Source organism: Ferrovibrio sp. (assembly GCF_036381655.1).
Classification (GTDB): Bacteria; Pseudomonadota; Alphaproteobacteria; order Ferrovibrionales; family Ferrovibrionaceae; genus Ferrovibrio.
Genome location: NZ_DASVCJ010000081.1, coordinates 21,961 through 38,935, shown reverse-complemented (window position 1 = coordinate 38,935; position 16,975 = coordinate 21,961). Strand labels below are relative to the sequence as shown.

Genomic DNA, 16,975 nt, shown 5'->3' with positions numbered 1-16,975 from the left:
AATTGCCGGTCCGCAGGTTGACCGCGCCCACGCTCAAGCGGATGTCGCCGCCGTTGATGCGGTCGAAGTCAACCAGTTCCAGCAACGTGTTTCGCAACGGCGTCGTGTCGTAGAAGCTGAGCGCGCCGATCGTGCCTTCGGCGCGCAATTGCGGCGGCGGGACCCGCGGCTCGAAGAAGCCGGGCGCGCCGAGCACAAGCGCGAGCGCCGCGCTCGTCTCGTTGAACAGGGTGCGGCCGTTCTCGCCGGGAATCGTCGGGTCGATCAAGAGCCGCGACGATACCCTCTCCCAAAAGGTCTTGAGCCGCTCCAGGCGTCGTTCGGGCGGGTTGCCGACGATGAGCGCGGCGTTGATGGCGCCGATCGAGATGCCGGCCACCCAGCCCGGCAGGTAGTCATTCGCAACCAGCGTCTCATAGACCCCGGCCTGATAGGCGCCGAGCGCGCCGCCGCCCTGCAGCACCAGAATGATCTGTTCGTCGAATCTGTTCATGGCGTATGAAAAGCGGGCCTCTGCGGCAAGATTGTGGCGCTGCGGCCCGGTCAGCCGGTCAGCCGGTCAGCCGGTCAGGCCGGCGAGACGGTCGAGCTGCTGCGCTTCCGGCAATGCCGGTTCGGCGGCGCCTCTTGCCACTGCGGCGCCGGCGAGCAGGCTGAAGCCGCCGCCCAGGCCGAGCCGCAGCATGTCGGCATCGTCGATGTCGAGCAGCACCGAGTCCATCTGATGGGCGCGCACCCGCCGGGCGAAGGCGGCCAGATCGACGCCCTGCTGATGCGCGGTTTCGCCACCGGCCATCGTCTCGGCGGCCGAGACGGCGAGCGACTGCACCCCGGCGGCGGCATACAGATCGACCAGCTTGGGATCGGCCGGCAGGCGCATGCCCTGCATGATCGACAGCGGCTGCAGGTAGGACAGGATATCGGCGATGCGGCCCGGCGGCGTGCCCGGCGCGACGCCGGTGATGCTGAAGCCGATGAAGCGCTTGAAGCTCTGTGGCACCTCGCGCAGGCGCTGCAGATAGACGTTGCGGGTCTTGGCCGTCGCCAACGTGCTGAAATGCACCGGCATGACGATCAGAGCCTGCATCGTCTGCGTCAGCATATGCTGCAACCCGAGCGCCCCGCTGAGCAGGGCGTAGCGGTCGAGATGGAATTGCAGGGCCTCGGGATCGTCGACCAGCATCATGTCGTCCTCCTGCGGCATGGCGCCGCGATGGAGGATTCTGACGTCGAAGGCGGTGAACGCCTTGCGCCTGGTGCTGAATACCGGGTCGAAGCGGACGCTGCATTGCTTGAGATACTGCGCCGCCGAGGTCTTCTGCCACAGCGCGGCCAGCGACTGGTCGAGATCGGCCATGTCCGGCCCCGGCCCGGTCACCGCCGCCGCCGCCGGGGGCGGCTCGTCGGCGCCGAGATTCTCGAACAGCGCGATTCCGCCGCCATCCTCCGGCGCAAGCTGGCCGGTCTCGACGAATTCCAGCAACTGCTCCAGCGTGCTGACCTTCTCCATCAGCAGCTTGCGGTCGACCTCGGCGACCCGGGATTTCACCGTGACGTCATGGCCGGCCGGCAGTTCGCCGAGAACGAGCCGCTGCACCTCCCGGGCGATCGCCGTGGCCTTGGCTTCCGCCTGCGGCCGCGCCAGCCGGGTGAACAGCACGAGGAAGCGCTCGTCGTCGATCTTGTAATAGGCGTCGGCCGGTTCGAGATAGCGGCGGAACGTGCTCTCGACCACGGCATGCACCTTGTCGCGGTGGCTCTCCCAGGTCTCGGCCAGCGCCCGGCGGATATAGTCCAGGCCGACGAGCTGCAGCGTGCCGGCCTGCATCCGCGACGGCAATGGCGGTGCGGACGGCAGGATCTTCGGCTCCGCCGGCCGGCGTTCGATGGCGCGCGATTTCGCCGCACCGGCGGGACGGCGCTCCTCGCGGCCGAACAGGAAATCGCCGACGCGCTGCAGGGGAGACCTGGAATCAGAATCGCTCATGCCGTTCTGCTTTACTGCCTGTCCCGCGGCGCGGCAATCGTGTCACACAGGCTCGGGATCGCCCAGCGCGACCGGCACCGGCACGCGCAGGCTGCGCAGGGTCACTTCGATATCCCGCTCGTCATAGGGCTTGGGCAACAGGCGCAGCAGGGGATCGCTGCGCAGCGGATCGGGAATCGAATGGGTATCGCGGCCGGTGGCGATGATGATCGGCAGATGCGGGCGGCTGGCGCGCAGCTCGGCGGCCAGGATATCGCCGGTCAGATCCGGCAGGCCGATATCGATGATGGCCAGGGTCAGCCGGCTGCGCGCCAGCCGCAGCTTGTTCATGGCGCCCATGGCCGAGGCGGATTCCTCCACCTCGAAGCCGAGTTCGCGCAGGGCATCGGCGGCGGCGGCGCGCACCAGCGCCTCGTCCTCGACCAGCAGCGCCCAGGGCCGCTGCGGCGGCGAATCCAGCGCCGCGCGGGTCTTCACCGCCAGATCGAAGAAGCTGAACGGCTTGGCGATCAGGTGCAGGCCGGGCTCGAGATTGCCCTGGCGCGCCAGGGTATGCTGCGCATAGCCGGTGGTGAACAGGACGCGCAGATGCGGATTGATGCTGCTGGCCTCGTCGGCCAGGCTGCGCCCGTTCATCGCTCCGGGCAGCACGATGTCGGTAAACAGCAGCGCGATGTCTAGGCGGCTGCGCAGCAGCGCCAGGGCGGCGGCGGCATCGCCGGCCTCCAGCACCTGATAGCCCAGTTCGCGCAGCATCTCGGCCGCGGCGGCGCGCAGATCGGCATCGTCCTCGACCACCAGAACCGTTTCGCTGCCGGCCGGCGCGACCGTGGCCTGGGGCGCGGCGGCGATGCTGTCGCTCTCCTGCGGCTGGAAATGCCGCGGCAGCAGGATCGTCACCGTCGTGCCGCAGCCGATCTCGCTGCTGATCTCGATATGGCCGCCCGACTGCTTGACGAAGCCGTAGACCTGGCTCAGCCCCAGACCGGTGCCGGCGCCGGCCGGCTTGGTGGTGAAGAAGGGATCAAAGGCCCGCTCGATGACGTCGCGGCTCATGCCCACGCCGGTATCGCTCAGGCTGATCGCGACATAGGCTCCGGGCGAGAGGCCGGATTGCAGCGCCGGGCCGGCGGTCAGTTCCGTATTCCGGGTGGCGATGGTCAGCCTGCCGCCATCGGGCATGGCGTCGCGGGCGTTGATCGCCAGATTGAGCAGCGCATTCTCCAGCTGGTTCTGATCGACGAAGGAGCGCCACAGGCCGTCATCCAGCTTTTCCGTCACCTCGATCGTCTCGCCCAGGCTGCGGCGCAGGAGCGGCAGCATGCCGCCGATCAGCTCGTTGACGACGATCGGCTTGGGCTCGAGCGGCTGCCGCCGGGCGAAGGCGAGCAGATGCCGGATCAGGGCGCTGGCGCGCTGCGTGCCGCGCAGGGCATGGTCCAGCCGGCGCTGGATGCGCGCCATGTCGTGATCCTTGCGCGCGATCTGGCGCTGCACGCTTTCGATGCTGGAGCCGATGATGCCGAGCAGGTTGTTGAAGTCGTGGGCGATGCCGCCGGTGAGCTGCCCGAGCGCCTCCATTTTCTGCGACTGCGCCAGCTGCTGGCTCATCTCGGTAAGCTGGCGCTGCTGGGTCAGGTCGCGGGTGACCTTGGCGAAGCCGACCAGCCGCCCGGTCTCGTCGCGCACGGCATCCAGCAGCGCGGCGGCCCAGAAGCGCGAGCCGTCCTTGCGCCGGCGCCAGCCCTCGGTCTGGTAGCGTCCGGTTTCGCGGGCGATCTGCAGCGCCTTCTGCGGCTTTCCGGCGGCGATATCGGCTTCGGTGTAGAAGGTCGAGAAATGCCGGCCGATGATCTCCTCGGCCGCATAGCCCTTGACGCGCGCCGCCCCGGTATTCCAGGTCACCACCTGGCCACGCTCGTTGAGCATGTAGATGGCGTAATCGACGGCAGCGTCAACAAGCAGCTGATGGCTCAGCTGGCTGGACTCGAAAGCCATACCAACGGATCGGTCGACCTCCCGAGACATGACCAGCACCCCCTGATCGCGTCGAGCCTACCGCCACGGTAACAAAAACTATTGAGATCGCAAACGACTCTATGCAGGAACAAGAGGAAATTAGCCGGAATTCATCTTACGCGGGTTTAAAATTTGCCGTTTTATCCGCGCTTTTCAAGGCCGCTTTTCCGCGCGCCGCGATCAGCGGTTGATTAGCCAGAGGATCAGCGACAGCGCCAGGCTGATCACGATCCCGGTGCCGATCGGCGCGTAGAAGGTGAAATGGCCGCGCTCGATCAGGATGTCGCCCGGCAGGCGCCCCAATCCCAGTTTGCCCAGCCAGGGCCAGAGCAGACCGATGGCGGCGATGAGCAGACCGACGGCGATCAGTATGCGGGACATGGCATGGAGTTTACACCAAATGCCGCAGGCGCGGCAGCCGCCGAGACGCCGCCGTAAGGCCGCCGCGAAACTTCTCGGGACGGCGTCTAGGAGGAATGGCGCGGACGGCGGATCGCCGCTTTCGCCCGACCGTTCTGCACAAGGCTCGCCGCGGCGATCGTCGCGATGAAGCCGGCGATGGCGAGAACGGTCAGCAGGCCGCTCGCCATGCGCAGCGCCGCCAGTTCGAGCAGGCCGCCGGTCAGCCGCGCCAGCATCGAGCCGTGCAGCACGGCCAGCGGGGCATAAAGGAAAGCGCTATAGCGCAGGCGCCAGCCGGTCACCGCCGGCAGGATGATCAGCGCATGGCCGAACACCATCGACAGGACGAAGCCGATCAGGATGGCATGCAGCGCGATGTCGTAGCCGAAGGCGGCCTTCGCCGGCGGCGCCAGCAGCAGGGCGGCCGCGGCGCAGGCGAGCCAGAGATAGCCGAGCAGCATGCAGAGCGCGAAAAAGCGCGTCTGTCCGGCCTGCCGCACGGTGCGCCAGGCGATGTCGTGCCGCGCTAGCCACAGCGCGACGGCCGCCAGTCCGATGCCGAACAGATCGGCGCCGTTGTCGCCGGCGATGCCGTTGAGCGCGCCGGTGACGAGAAAGCCGATGGCGATGATGAACCAGGCCTCGCTGCCGCGCTTGCGCTCCAGCAGGCGGCTCATCTCCAGCCGTTCGCCGGCGATGGTCAGCACCAGAAACAGCAGCCACCAGCCGACGAAAGCCGGCACCTCGTCGCCGCGCAGCCAGAAGACGTTGCCGGCCGTCCAGGCGACCGCGCCGGCCAGCAGCGCGGCGTTGAACAGCTCCGGCTGCTGGCGCAGGATCAGCAGGGTGACGAGCGCGAAGACGATGCCGGACAGGCTGTAGGCCGCCGCCGCGACTGTCGGCGGCGCGCCGAGGATCAGCAGCAGGCTGCCGGCGCCGGCGAAAAGCGGCGCGAGATAGGCCCAGGACCGGTTGGCGGCGACCGCGCGCTCCAGGCCGATCAAGGTGCCGAACAGGCCCGAGACCATCAGCGGTCCGTGCAGGGCCGCGAGCGAGGCGCCATGCGGCAAGGTCCAGCCGAGCCGCCACAGGCCGGCGCAAAGCCCGGCCAACAGGGAGAGGCCGCCCAGCAGCAGCAGGATGACGCGGAGCCCGATCGGGCTCCGCATCGTCTGCAGCAGGCCGGCTAGGTCAGGCCGCGGTGCGGCTGATGCGGACTTGCCAGACATCGGGACCCTGCTCCTCGTAATCCCAGGCGAAGCTGCCGGGGAATTCGGCGTTGAACTGGTAGTAAAGCGGCTTCGGATCGTGGTCGTTGACCAGCCGGAAGGCCTGACCGGGGCTGAGCCGGGTGAAGGTTTCGAAAATCAGCGGATGGCGCTCGCGCGGCGGAATCTGCCGCACGTCGATCGTGGTTGCCACGCTGGCTGAACTCATCGTCCTACTCCTCGTCTGTGGCCGAGCAGCGCCCGGCCGCGTTCCGTGATGCGGTCTGGTGTCCAGGGCGGATCCCAGACCAGTTCGACATCCACGCCGGCCAGTTCGGGGAACCGGTCCAGCAACCGCTGCTCGGCATCGCGCTTGATCATGGCGCCGAGCGGGCAGGCCCGCGTGGTCAGCGTCAACGCAACCTCGGCATGATCCGATATGCGGCGGGCGCGGTAGACCAGGCCGAGATCGACGACGCTCAAGCCGACTTCCGGATCGAGCACCGATTGCAGGCAATCGAGGATGTCGGGATCGAGCGCTTCGGCAGATATCTGCGACTGGGTCATGCCGCCTCCTGTGGATGGCGGGCATTCTGCTGATCCGGCTCCGGGCTTTCTTTGCGCTGCCACAAACACGTAAAGCGGCGGCGCTCTGCCCGTCAGGTTGCGCCGGCGCAAAGACGCAGTCGCCGCCATCGTTAAACTGCGTCAAGTTTCGAGGAGCGTGCGATGGCGATCAGCGAGGACTGGACCGTGGAGGAAGTGATGCGGCGCTGGCCGGGCACGATCCGGGTGTTTCTCGATTTCCGGCTGCGCTGCGTCGGCTGTCCGATCGCCTGCTTCCACAGCATCGCCGATGCCTGCCGCGAGCACCAGGTCGACCAAGAGGCGTTCCTGGCGGCCTTGCGGCGCAGTATCAGCCCGGCCGATCCCCGGACTGGCCCTCCGCCAGCATGAACAGCCGATGCGCATCCTTCAGCACAATGCGCTGGCGCCCGCCTTCCACCAGCCCGCGATCCTCCCAGGCGCTCAGGATGCGGCTCACCGTATGCAGGGTCGTGCCGGTCATCTCGGCGATGTCCTGGCGGCTGATCGGAAAATCGATCTCGATGCCCCGCTCCACCTTCTTGCCCGATTGCTGCGCCAGCCGCAGCAGGGCATGGGCGACGCGGCGTTCGACCTCCTCGGTCGACATCTCGACCACGCGGGTCTGGGTCTCCTGCAGCCGGCCGCCCAGGGTCTGCATCGTGCTGGTGGCCAGCATCGGGTATTTGGCGACGAGCTGCGGCCAGAGCGGCGACGGCCAGGCCAGCGCCACGCTGTCGACCACCGCGGTCGCCGTCGCCGGATAGCTGTCGCGGCCGATCGCCATGGCGATGCCGAAAATCTCGCCGGGCGTGATATAGCGCACCACCACCTGCTGGCCGTCCGGCGTGATCTTGACGACACGCAGCCGGCCGTCGAGCAGCACGAAGAAGGAATGCGCCGGCGCATCCTGCTCGAACACGTTGCTGCCCTTGGCATAGCGGCGCGACGTCGCACCGCCCAGCAGGTCCTTCAACTGCTCGCGGCTGAAGGCGCGAAACAGCGGCAGATGGGCCACGAGAGAGGGGTCGAGCGCAGGCATGCCGGGAAATTAGCAGGCTGCGGCCCGTCCGGCCAGCGACGCGAGCCGGGGCGCGGCCGCGGATATCGGCCGTAACGGCAAAAATCGCGGCGAATTTGTCATGGCGCAAAGTGGCGCCGGCGCCGCCCGGCTAGAAGTCGCCGTGACGCCGGCACCGCTCGGCCGCTTACGACATCGAACCATGGAGTGTGACATGCGCAAAAGTCTGGCCCTCGCCGCCGCCCTGGCGCTCGTTCTGGCCGCCGGCATCGCCTCGGCGGCGGACGTCGAGGTCAAGATGCTGGATAAGGGCGCCAAGGGCATGATGGTGTTCGAGCCCGCCCTGGTGAAGATCAACCCCGGCGACGCCGTGAAATTCGTGCCCGTCAGCAAGGGCCACAATGTCGAGACCATTCCCGGCATGGCGCCGGCCGGCGCCGCCGAGGTGCATGGCAAGCCGAACGAGGAAGTCACGGTGAAATTCGACAAGCCCGGCGTCTACGGCTTCAAGTGCAAGCCGCATTACGGCATGGGCATGGTCAGCCTCGTGGTGGTCGGCAAGCCTGACAATATCAGCGCCGCCAAGGCGGTGAAGCATCCGGGCAAGGCCAAGCAGGTCTTTGCCGAACTGTTCGACGAAAGCCAGGTTGCCAGCCGCTAAGCGTTACCTCGCGACGGCCCGGCCGCCCGCGCGCACCGTCAACTCCCTCGCTAGGCGTGCGGTCCGTGCGGCGGCCGGTTTTTTCCTGTTGCGCCATACCTCTTGCGCATCGCCGGGCCCGGGCGGCTTCGCGGGACACGCCTATTTCCTGTTCAGCGCGATGAGGCAGATCGCCAGCGCCGCCATCCATAGCAGCGCGGCGAGGGAATAGGCGATCGCCGGCGCGGCATCGCCGGCGGCACGCAGCACCGCCGCCAGTCCCATGCAGATCGCCGCCACCGCGATCGCGCCATCGGGCGGCGCCCTGCGCTCGCGCTGCGCCGCCGTCTTGAGCATCATGGTCACGGTGGTCAGGCCGATGCCGCCGACGGTGATCAGATGCAGCGGCGCGCTGCTCGGCCACAGGGCGGCGAGCGCATTCAGCGCGCTGCCGACGAGGCCGAGCGCAATGAAAACCTGGCCCGCCGCCAGGGCGCGCAGCTCGGCGCCGGCCAGGGCCAGCGCGCCGATCCAGCGCCGCATGCGCCAGAGCATCAACCCGCCCGCCGCCGCCGCGCAGGGCGCCGTCGCAACGGCCGGCGCATCGGCCGCGATGGCCAGGCCGCTCAGCGCCAGCGCCAGCAGGACCAGTTTTTCCAGCACCAGCTCCGGCGCGATGCGCGCGCCGCCGGCGCGCTGCACCAGGCCGGACAGGGCGGCGCCGGCGATGCGCCCGCCCATCACCACGATCAGGATCACCGCGGCGAACAGCCCGAGCAGCACGCCGCCGCGCGCCAGCGCTGTCTGGGCCAGCACATCGCCCGCCGCCAAGGCCAGCAGCAGCAGCGGAAAGGGCGCATTCTGTCCGCGCTTGATGCCGCGCAGGAAGCCCTGCGCCGCGATCGCGGCGATGGCCAGCGTCGCCGCCGGCGACAGCAGGGCTGCCGGCAGGCCGCCGTAATCCAGCAGCCAGGCCAGGCGCGCTGCCGCCCAGAGCAGCAGCACGAACAGCGCCGTCCTCTCGCCGGTGCGCGTGAACAGGAAGCCGGCGATCACCGCCATCGCATAGCCAAAGACCAGCTCATGGCCATGCCACAGAAAGGCCGGCACGCCCGCCGGCCGCGCGAAGATCCACAAGCCCACCGAAAGCAGGCCCTGTATGCTGGCGCCGGCGAAGTACAGCCGGTGCACCGGCAGGCGCTGCATGCCCATCCCGTCACGCCCGCCCATTCGGCCGGCCTCCTTTCGCTGCCGGCTTCTTCAGGCCAGGCTTCTTCTGGTCTGGCCCGTTCAGGCCGGCCTGTGCGATCTCCTCGACCAGCCAGTCGCGGAAGGCGGCGACGAGGCGGCCCTGCGCATTGGCCTTCGGGCAGACGAGATAATACGAAAAACGGTTCTTCACCACCGGGCCGAAAGGCTGCACCAGATGGCCGGCGGCCAGTTCCTCGATCACCAGCGCGCGGCGGCCCATCGCCACGCCCTGCCCGGCCACGGCGGCCTGGATCGCCATCGACGTGTCGCTATAGCCGCTGCCGCGCATGGTATCGATATCCGGCACGCCGGCCTGCTGCAGCCAGTTCTCCCAGGTCGGCGCCTTTTCCTCGGGCAGCACCGCGGTATCGTGCAGCAGCGTGTGGAATTTCAGGTCCTGCGGCCGGCGTAGCGGATGCCGGCCGGCGAGCAGCTGCGGCGCGCAGACCGGGAAGGCGTAGTCGTCCATCAGATGCTCGACATAAAGGCCGGGATAGCGGCCGCCGCCGAGCCGGATGGCGAGATCGAAATCGTCGCGCGCGAAATCGACCTGCAGCGGCGAGGTCGAGATCATCAGCTCGATCTTCGGATGCCGCGCCTGGAAGCGCGGTATGCGCGGCACCAGGAATTTCGCCGCGAAGCTCTGCAGCGTGCTGATGCGCAATTGCTGCGGCCCGCTGCGGCGGTTGAGCCGCCTGGTGGCGAGGTCGATCTGATCGAAGGCGTTGCGCAGATCCGGCCAATAGGCCTGCCCCGCCTCGGTCAGCACCAGGCGGCGGTTGAAGCGGCGGAACAGCGGCGCGCCCAGCACGTCTTCCAGCAGCTTCACCTGATGGCTGACCGCCGCCTGCGTGACGTTCAGCTCCGCCGCCGCCTTGGTGAAGGACAGATGCCGCGCCGCGGCTTCGAAGACGCGCAGCGCGTTCAGCGGCGGCAGATGCCGGGCCATGCCTCTCCTCGCATTAGTTCAGCTTATTCGAATATGAGGAATCGTCGTTTGTCCGGCAAGCCCGAAACGCCTAAGTCTCGCCCCGCAACGATCGGCCCTCACCGGAGGATGACATGGCACAGGCTCGGATCGCTTACCGGTTTTTCCCGGATTACCAGCCGAAGGCATTGGCGCGGCTGCTGGCTGCCCGCATCGGCGGCCTGCTTGCCTGGCAGCGCCGGGCGCGCGAACGCGGCCAGCTCGCCGAATTGAGCGACATTTATCTGAAGGATATGGGCCTGAGCCGCGCCGACGCCCTGCGCGAGGCAAGCAGGCCTTTCTGGCGGGGGTGAGGTCCGGCGCGGGCCATGCAGGCCGGTGCCGCAACGCGGGTGGAAGTCGTCATTCAAATGAATTCCAATGCCTGCGTGCGTTCATCCACGCAGACGAGGGATCGTTTCATGGCGAGCAACGCGCTGGTGCAGGCCCGTATCGATGCCGATGTGAAAGAGCGCGCGGCGGTGGTGCTCGAGACTATGGGGCTGACCGTTTCGGATGCCATACGCATCCTGCTGACGCGCGTGGCCACGGAAGGAACGCTGCCGGCCGGTCTGGCCACCGACCCAGCCGCCCACGATGCCTGGTTCAGGGCGAAGGTGCAGGAGGCGCTCGAAGATCTGCGCCCGGCTCTGCCGCAGGACGAGGTGAAAGCCCATTTTGCCAAGCGCCGCGCGGCGGCCCTCAAGCGCGGCTGACCCGAGCGCATGAAGCTGGAATGGTCGCCTCTGGCGAGGACCGGGACAGGATTTTCGACTACATCGAACAAGACAATCCGCACGCGGCCGTAGCGCTCGAGGAACGGATCGGCGAGCAGATCGAATTGCTGGCAGCGTTTCCCGAGAGCGGCCGTCCCGGACGCATCGAAGGCACGCGCGAGCTTGTGATCAACCATACGCCCTATATTGCAGCCTACTGCATCAGCAGCGATGCGGTTCGCATCCTGCGCCCATTGCACGGCGCACAGCTTTGGCCGGACCAGCTGCCGGAAGCTTAAGTCCGCCAAGCTGTCATGGCCGGGACAAGCCCGGCCATGATGCTCATTGGGACTTCCATATGGCAGCCTGGGCGCCTGAATCCTCACCCCAGCGCGCGCTGCATCTTCTTCAGAAGCCGCCGGCGTTCGGCGTCGGTTTTCGCGTCGCGCAACTGCTGCTGCATCCGCAGCATCAGCCGGGCGTAATCGTTATGCCAGTCATGGCCGGCCAGCGCCTCGGCTTCGCTGTAGCGGTCGAGCCGGCGCGCCGCCTGCGGCCGGGCGGCGCGCAGCAGCCGGGGATGCGCGCCAAGCAGGCTGTAGGTTTCGTCCAGCCGCGGCGCAACGACGAGCGGCGCCGCGCCCTTCCAATCGCTTTTTGTCCATTGCGCGATGGCCGCGCGCAGCATGCCGATCGAGTCGAGATCGCCATGGGTCAGCATCAGGCCGCGGCGCACCGGCGCCCGTTCGCGCAGCCAGTCGAGCAATTCGTCGTGATCGGCATGGCCGGAATAGATTTCCAGTTTCTTCACATTGGCGCGCACCAGCACTTCGTCGCCCTGGATGCGCACGGCGCGCTCGCCGTCTTCCAGGAAGCGCCCGAGCGTGCCCGGCGCCTGATAGCCGACCAGCAGGACGGTCGCATTCGGCCGCCAGAGATTGTTCTTCAGATGATGGCGGATGCGGCCCGCCTCGCACATGCCGCTGGCGGCGATGATGATGGCGCCGCCGGTGATCTGCTCGATCTGCATGCTTTCCGCTACGCTGCGGGTGAAATGCAGGCTGCCGCCCGCGAAGGGATTTCCGGTCGCCGCGCGCAGGCCGTTCGCCTCGTGCAGATACTTGGCGAAGACATTGGTGATATGCAGCGCCAGCGGCGAATCGACGATCACCGGCACGCGCCTGACGGTGCCGTCGGCCATCAGCTTGGCCAGATCGGCCAGCAGCTCCTGGGTGCGCTCGACCGCGAAGGCGGGGATGATCAGGTTGCCGCCGGCATCGAGCGCCGCGCTCACTTCGCCGGCCAGCACGGCGCGGCGCGCGGCGGCGTCGAGCTTGGGCCGCGGCCGGCCGCCATAGGTCGATTCCATCACCACCAGGTCGAGATCGCAGGGCGCATCCGGACCATGCTGCAGGGCCTTGTGCTCCGGCCCGATATCGCCGGAGAACAGCAGCCGCATCGGACTCGTCTCGCCGGTCTCGACGGCCAGTTCGATGGAGGCGGCGCCGAGGATATGGCCGGCATTCCACATGCGCGCCCTGACGCCGGGGATGACGTCGAACCAGCTTTCGTAATCGCGGGCCTGCAGCAGCTTGAGCGCATCCTGCGCATCCTGCTCGGTGTAGATCGGCTGCACGGCGCTTCTGCCGCGGCGCAGGTTGCGCCGGTTCAGCTTCTCCACCTCCATCTCCTGGATGCCGCCGGAATCGGGCAGCATCCAGCGCAGCAGATCGGCGCTGCCTTCGGTGCAGAGCACCGGGCCGGCATAGCCCGCCTTGAACAGCTTGGGGATCAGGCCGCTATGGTCGATATGCGCATGCGTCAGCAGCAGCGCGGCAATGCCGCGCGGATCGAAGGGCCAGGGCTTGTAGTTCAGCTCCTTCAGCGTCTTGTCGCCCTGATACAGGCCGCAATCGATCAGGATGGCCTTGCTGCCGATCTCCAGCCGGTAGCAGGAGCCGGTCACCGTGCCGGCGGCGCCGTGGAAGGAAAGGGTCAGGGGCATGGGCGTCCTTCTTCTCCGTGCACCGTTTCAGCCGCGCTCATGTCGCCGCGATGACGTAGCCGTTGTCGCGCCCGGCGAGGTCGGCGGCGAAGCCAAGATCGCTTTGCAGGCCGGCATGGATGCGATAGAGCGGCTCGCCCTTGCGCACGGTCTCGCCGGTCTTCCTGAACAGGTCGAGCCCGGCGCCCTTGAAGGCCGGCGCGCCGGCCAGCCGGGCGATGCGCGCCATGCGCAGGCAGTCGATCGACTGCACAACGCCGTCCTGCGGCGCCGGCACGTCGTAGCCGAGCGGTCCCGGCACCAGCGCCAGGCTGCTCGGCCCCTGCGCCTCGATCAGGCGTTCCATCGCGCGCAGGGCGGCGCCGGATTGCAGCAGCTCGCGCGCGCGGCGCATGCCCTGGCCGCCGCGCACCGCCGGATCGGCCTCGATCAGCTGGCCGGCGAGCAGCAGCGCGCGTTCGCGCAGATCCGCCGGCGCGCCCGGCTCGTTGCGCAGGACGGCGAGCACGTCGCGCGCCTCCAGGATCGGCCCGATGCCGCGGCCGATCGGCTCGAGGCCCTCGGTGATGACGATCTCGATCGGCAGGCCGAGTTCGCCGGCGACGTATTCGAACAGCTTGCGCAGGCGCACGGCATCCGCGCGGCTGCGCACCTTGGCGGTCGGCCCGACCGGAATGTCGAGCACCAGATGGCGCGCGCCCGCCGTGACCTTCTTCGACAGGATCGAGGCGACCATCTGCTCGCGCGTGTCGATGCCGAGCGGCCGTTCGACGGTGATCAGCACGTCGTCGGCCGGCGAGAGATTGACGCGCCCGCCCCAGATCAGGCAGCCGCCGGTCTTTTCCACGATGGCGCGCATCTCGTCGGTGCCGATATCGACGCGGGCCAGCACTTCCATCGTATCCGCCGTGCCGGCCGGCGAGGTGATGGCGCGCGAGGAGGTTTTCGGGATCGTCAGGCCATGCGCGATGACGATCGGCACCACGATCATCGAGGTGCGGTTGCCCGGGATGCCGCCGATGCAATGCTTGTCGACCACCGGCCTGTGGTCCCAGTCGAGCTTGTGGCCGACATTGGCCATGGCGCGCGTCAGGCTCAGCACCTCGGCCGCGGTCATGAAGCTGGCGCAGCCGACCAGGAAGGCGGCGATCTCCATCTTGGAATAGCGCCGGGCGGCGACGTCGCGGATGACGGCGTTGTATTCGGCCTGCGACAGCACGCGGCCCTGAATCTTGGCGCGCACGCAATCCAGGCTTTCGACCGGCTTGGGATGATCGATCCAGACCGGCATGCCCTCCGGCTGGCCGAACAGGCGGAAGGCCTCCTCCGACAGGCCAAGCTCGTTGGCGCCGAGCAGATGCGGATCGTCGACGATGTTCAGCACCGCCGGCAGCCGCAGGCCGCTGCCCGGTCCGTTGCCCGGTCCGCTGCCGCGATCCTCGCGCGCGGTCACTTCGACCTTGGCCAGCGCCAGGAATTCCTCGGCGCGGTACAGCGGGCAATCGCGGCTCAGATAGGCGATGCTTTCGCGATGGGTGTCGATGGCGATGCGCTTGAGCGTCAGCATGGCGTCACGCCGGCGTCTCCTGCGGGCCGCCCGGGCCTTTCTCGCCGTCCAGCCTGGCGATCAGCGCGCGCACCGTGTTGGTCAGCGCCAGCAATTCCTGCTCGCGCAGCAGGTCGATCTTCTGGTGCAGCAGCTCGATCTCCAGTTCCGCCTTGATGTTGATGCGGTAATCGCTTTCGGCCCGCGCGCGGTCCATTTCGGCGGCGCGGTTCTGGCTCATCATGATGATCGGCGCCGTATAGGCCGCCTGGAAGGACAGCAGCAGGTTGAGCAGGATGAAGGGATAGGGATCCCAGGCCTCGCGGCCGACCAGGGCGTTGCCGATCAGCCAGGCGCCCAGCAGGGCGGTCTGGGTCAGGATGAAGCCCCAGGAGCCGACGGCGCCGGTCACCGCATCGGCGATGCGCTGGCCGAAGGTCGTCGCGCCGCGCGGCGGCAGGGGCGGCTGCGCGCGATGGCTGTCGCGCCGGCGCCGGCTGTGCTGGCGCAATTCGTGCAGCAGGGTGCGGTCCCGGTCGCTGATCAGATAGGGGGCGGCAGGCATGGCAACGGCTCCGGTCTTGCGGCGAAAGCGGCAAGTATAGGCGACTTTAGCCGGTTACCGGCCGGCCTGGATTTGACCTTCGTCAATCCGCCGGCGATCCGCCCGTTCCGGCATCCATCCGTTCCGCCACCAGCACCGCCAGCGGCTCCGACTTGCCGCGCAGGGAAACGTCGGCGCGCCGCCAGCCGGCCTGCCCGTTCAGCCCGGCGCGTTCCGCCACCTCGGCCGAAATGACGATCTGGGCGCCGAAATCCTTCGTCGCGCTCTCCAGCCGGCTCGCGGTATTGACCGCATCGCCCACCGCGGTCAGATGCATCGCCCGGCCATGGCCCATCTCGCCGACGATGGCGGGGCCGCAATGGATGCCGATGCCCAGCTTGAGCTTGAGGCCGAGATCGTGCTGCATCGCCTCGTTCAGCCGGGCCAGGGCCGCCGTCATGCGGCGCGCGGCGTCGATCGCGCGGCGGCAGCCTTCATCGGCGCCCTCCTCGATGCCGAACAGGGCCATCACGCCGTCGCCGATGAACTTGTCCAGCCGGCCGCCGGCCGCCTCCACCGCTTCGCCCATCGCCTTGAAATACTGGTTCAGCAGGAACACCACGTCGTAGGGCAGACGGCTTTCCGACAGCTTGGTGAAGCCGCGCAGATCGGCGAACAGGATGGCGATGCGGCGCTCGGCGCCCTGCGCATGGCTGGCGGCGCCGTAGACGATGCGCGGCGGCACGCCGGCCGGCAGCAGCGGCACCACGGCGACATCGTCGGTCGGCCGGATCTGGCAGGCGAGCCGCACGCCGGGCGGCGCATGGATGCGCTCCAGCACCTTGGCCTCGGCGGCATCCGGCGGCGGCAGCTTGGCGGCGCCGGCACCGGTGATGCGCACGCGGCAGGTCGAGCAGCGGCCCTGGCCGCCGCAGACCGAGGCATGCGGATAGCCGATCAGGCGGCTGGCTTCCAGCACGCTCAGGCCGCCGCTCGGGCCGCGATAGCGCCGCCCGTCGGGATAGGTGATGACGAGGCTGCTGCGCTGGCGCCGGATCAGCGCGATCAGGCCGCGCCCGGCCAGGGCGGCAAACAGCAATCCGGCCATCAGCAGATAGGCGAGATCGACGAAATAGGCGGTGAATTCGCCGGCAATGGCGCCGGGCCAGTTCAGGCCGGCGCGGAAGGCCGCCAGCCAGTCCGGATTGTGCATGGCCAGGGCGACCGCGCGGCCGCCGGAGAGAAAGCCCAGCATTGCCAGCATCGGCAGCAGCAGCGCCGCGGCATAGAGGAAAGGCCAGGCGCGCTCGAAGAAGGGCTTCAGCCGCAGCCAGTAATAGACGCCGATGCAGCCATGGCCCCAGCCGATCAGCACCAGCAGATTCTGCTGCAGGCCCAGCATCGGCTTCTGCACGAACAGCACGATCAGCACATAGGCATAGGAATCGTTCAGGCCCAGAAAGGCATGGCTGGCCCGCGTGCCGAGGATATGTTCGATCGCCAGCGGCGGGATCAGCAGGCCGAGCACCACTTGCGCCCAGCCCTGCCAGGGGATGCGGCGGTAATGGCCGCGGCGCAGCCAGTTGAACAGCGCCAGCAGCGGATGGGTGAAGGCGGCGGCATAGAGCAGGATCGTCGCCGGCCAGGTGCGCCAGAGCAGCTTGAACAGCGCGGCGCCGGACTCCATCGCCTGCAGCGACAGCAGGCCGAGCGCATGGTTGAGCAGATGCGTGACGAGGAAGGCAAAGAGCAACAGGCCGGAGAACAGTTTGGTCCGGCTATAGAGGTCTTCCCACCTTCCCCCGGTTTTGCTCATGCCGCCAAGCCTAGGAGGCGGCGCCTGGCCCGTCCACAACAGATGGCGCGCGGCCGAACAACAATTCGAGATCATTGCGGCAATGAAGGAACGGCGCCGCGCGACCTGCTGGAACCGACCCGGATCGAGGCCGCCCGCCATGCCGCCGCCGCCCTGATGTGCGCCCGGGCGCTGCGGGAAGCCGGCGGGCGAGGACGGATGGATCATAGTAAAAACCGGGTAGTGTTTCGCCGTTTGATTGCATGGGGCGCGGCTGTCCCGAAAATCT

19 protein-coding genes are annotated in these 16,975 nt (G+C 68.2%); 5 read left to right on the top strand and 14 right to left on the bottom strand.

Annotation, left to right across the window (positions count from 1 at the left end; translation table 11 throughout):
- The 7 genes from VF194_RS18610 to VF194_RS18580 all read right to left on the bottom strand — a co-directional run.
- On the bottom strand, positions 1-493 hold a 493-nt coding region (locus VF194_RS18610; RefSeq protein WP_330892698.1), incomplete at its 3' end, for a patatin-like phospholipase family protein.
- Positions 494-559: 66 nt separating this feature from the next.
- Entirely contained in the window at positions 560-1,987 is a 1,428-nt protein-coding gene (locus VF194_RS18605) for a hypothetical protein (protein WP_330892697.1), read from the bottom strand.
- Positions 1,988-2,029: 42 nt separating this feature from the next.
- Positions 2,030-3,985 (bottom strand): response regulator, encoded by a 1,956-nt coding sequence (locus VF194_RS18600; protein WP_330892696.1) that lies wholly within the window; start codon positions 3,983-3,985, stop codon positions 2,030-2,032.
- Between the two features lie 201 nt (positions 3,986-4,186).
- Positions 4,187-4,387, bottom strand: coding sequence for a DUF2905 domain-containing protein (locus VF194_RS18595; protein ID WP_330892695.1), 201 nt, complete (start codon positions 4,385-4,387; stop codon positions 4,187-4,189).
- A gap of 86 nt (positions 4,388-4,473) precedes the next feature.
- Entirely contained in the window at positions 4,474-5,637 is a 1,164-nt protein-coding gene (locus tag VF194_RS18590; RefSeq protein ID WP_330892694.1) for a hypothetical protein, read from the bottom strand.
- Complete coding sequence (locus VF194_RS18585) at positions 5,600-5,845, bottom strand: DUF2249 domain-containing protein (RefSeq protein ID WP_330892693.1); 246 nt, start codon at positions 5,843-5,845, stop codon at positions 5,600-5,602. The genes VF194_RS18590 and VF194_RS18585 overlap by 38 nt, the downstream gene beginning before the upstream one ends.
- Positions 5,842-6,183: a metal-sulfur cluster assembly factor gene (locus VF194_RS18580; RefSeq protein ID WP_330892692.1), complete on the bottom strand. Its 342-nt coding sequence runs from the start codon at positions 6,181-6,183 to the stop codon at positions 5,842-5,844. Before VF194_RS18580 ends, VF194_RS18585 begins: the two co-directional genes overlap by 4 nt.
- A 162-nt stretch (positions 6,184-6,345) precedes the next feature.
- On the opposite strand from VF194_RS18580, the gene VF194_RS18575 reads away from it, so the two are divergent.
- Positions 6,346-6,573, top strand: coding sequence for a DUF1858 domain-containing protein (locus VF194_RS18575; RefSeq protein WP_330892691.1), 228 nt, complete (start codon positions 6,346-6,348; stop codon positions 6,571-6,573).
- On the opposite strand, the gene VF194_RS18570 is transcribed toward VF194_RS18575, so the two are convergent.
- Positions 6,533-7,243 carry a Crp/Fnr family transcriptional regulator gene (locus tag VF194_RS18570; RefSeq protein ID WP_330892690.1) on the bottom strand — a complete coding sequence of 237 codons (711 nt, stop codon included), beginning with the start codon at positions 7,241-7,243 and terminating at the stop codon, positions 6,533-6,535. The genes VF194_RS18575 and VF194_RS18570 overlap by 41 nt on opposite strands.
- 193 nt (positions 7,244-7,436) lie before the next feature.
- On the opposite strand from VF194_RS18570, the gene VF194_RS18565 reads away from it, so the two are divergent.
- Complete coding sequence (locus VF194_RS18565; RefSeq protein ID WP_330892689.1) at positions 7,437-7,883, top strand: pseudoazurin; 447 nt, start codon at positions 7,437-7,439, stop codon at positions 7,881-7,883.
- A gap of 141 nt (positions 7,884-8,024) precedes the next feature.
- Here the strand turns inward: VF194_RS18565 and VF194_RS18560 are convergent, their stop codons facing one another.
- Both VF194_RS18560 and VF194_RS18555 read right to left on the bottom strand, forming a co-directional pair.
- Positions 8,025-9,092 carry an NnrS family protein gene (locus tag VF194_RS18560; protein ID WP_330892688.1) on the bottom strand — a complete coding sequence of 356 codons (1,068 nt, stop codon included), beginning with the start codon at positions 9,090-9,092 and terminating at the stop codon, positions 8,025-8,027.
- Positions 9,079-10,062, bottom strand: coding sequence for a transcriptional regulator GcvA (locus VF194_RS18555; protein ID WP_330892687.1), 984 nt, complete (start codon positions 10,060-10,062; stop codon positions 9,079-9,081). The genes VF194_RS18560 and VF194_RS18555 overlap by 14 nt, the downstream gene beginning before the upstream one ends.
- 113 nt (positions 10,063-10,175) lie before the next feature.
- Between VF194_RS18555 and VF194_RS18550 the strand changes: the two genes are divergently transcribed.
- Genes VF194_RS18550 through VF194_RS18540 form a run of 3 tightly spaced genes read left to right on the top strand, consistent with a single transcriptional unit; the run spans position 10,176 to position 11,095 of the window.
- Positions 10,176-10,394, top strand: coding sequence for a DUF1127 domain-containing protein (locus tag VF194_RS18550; protein WP_330892686.1), 219 nt, complete (start codon positions 10,176-10,178; stop codon positions 10,392-10,394).
- A 15-nt stretch (positions 10,395-10,409) separates the two neighbouring features.
- Positions 10,410-10,796, top strand: coding sequence for a type II toxin-antitoxin system RelB/DinJ family antitoxin (locus tag VF194_RS18545; RefSeq protein WP_330892685.1), 387 nt, complete (start codon positions 10,410-10,412; stop codon positions 10,794-10,796).
- 20 nt (positions 10,797-10,816) lie between these two features.
- Entirely contained in the window at positions 10,817-11,095 is a 279-nt protein-coding gene (locus VF194_RS18540) for a type II toxin-antitoxin system RelE/ParE family toxin (protein ID WP_330892684.1), read from the top strand.
- A gap of 83 nt (positions 11,096-11,178) precedes the next feature.
- Here the strand turns inward: VF194_RS18540 and VF194_RS18535 are convergent, their stop codons facing one another.
- The 4 genes from VF194_RS18535 to VF194_RS18520 form a co-directional block, all read right to left on the bottom strand.
- On the bottom strand, positions 11,179-12,801 hold the full coding sequence (locus tag VF194_RS18535) for an MBL fold metallo-hydrolase (RefSeq protein ID WP_330892683.1): 1,623 nt from the start codon (positions 12,799-12,801) through the stop codon (positions 11,179-11,181).
- Positions 12,802-12,838: 37 nt separating this feature from the next.
- Complete coding sequence (locus tag VF194_RS18530) at positions 12,839-14,368, bottom strand: thymidine phosphorylase family protein (protein ID WP_330892682.1); 1,530 nt, start codon at positions 14,366-14,368, stop codon at positions 12,839-12,841.
- Between the two features lie 4 nt (positions 14,369-14,372).
- Entirely contained in the window at positions 14,373-14,912 is a 540-nt protein-coding gene (locus VF194_RS18525) for a DUF1003 domain-containing protein (RefSeq protein ID WP_330892681.1), read from the bottom strand.
- Between the two features lie 82 nt (positions 14,913-14,994).
- The gene (locus tag VF194_RS18520) at positions 14,995-16,707 is read right to left on the bottom strand and encodes an adenylate/guanylate cyclase domain-containing protein (RefSeq protein WP_330892680.1); all 1,713 of its coding nucleotides are present in this window, start codon (positions 16,705-16,707) and stop codon (positions 14,995-14,997) included.
- Positions 16,708-16,975 lie beyond the last annotated feature (268 nt).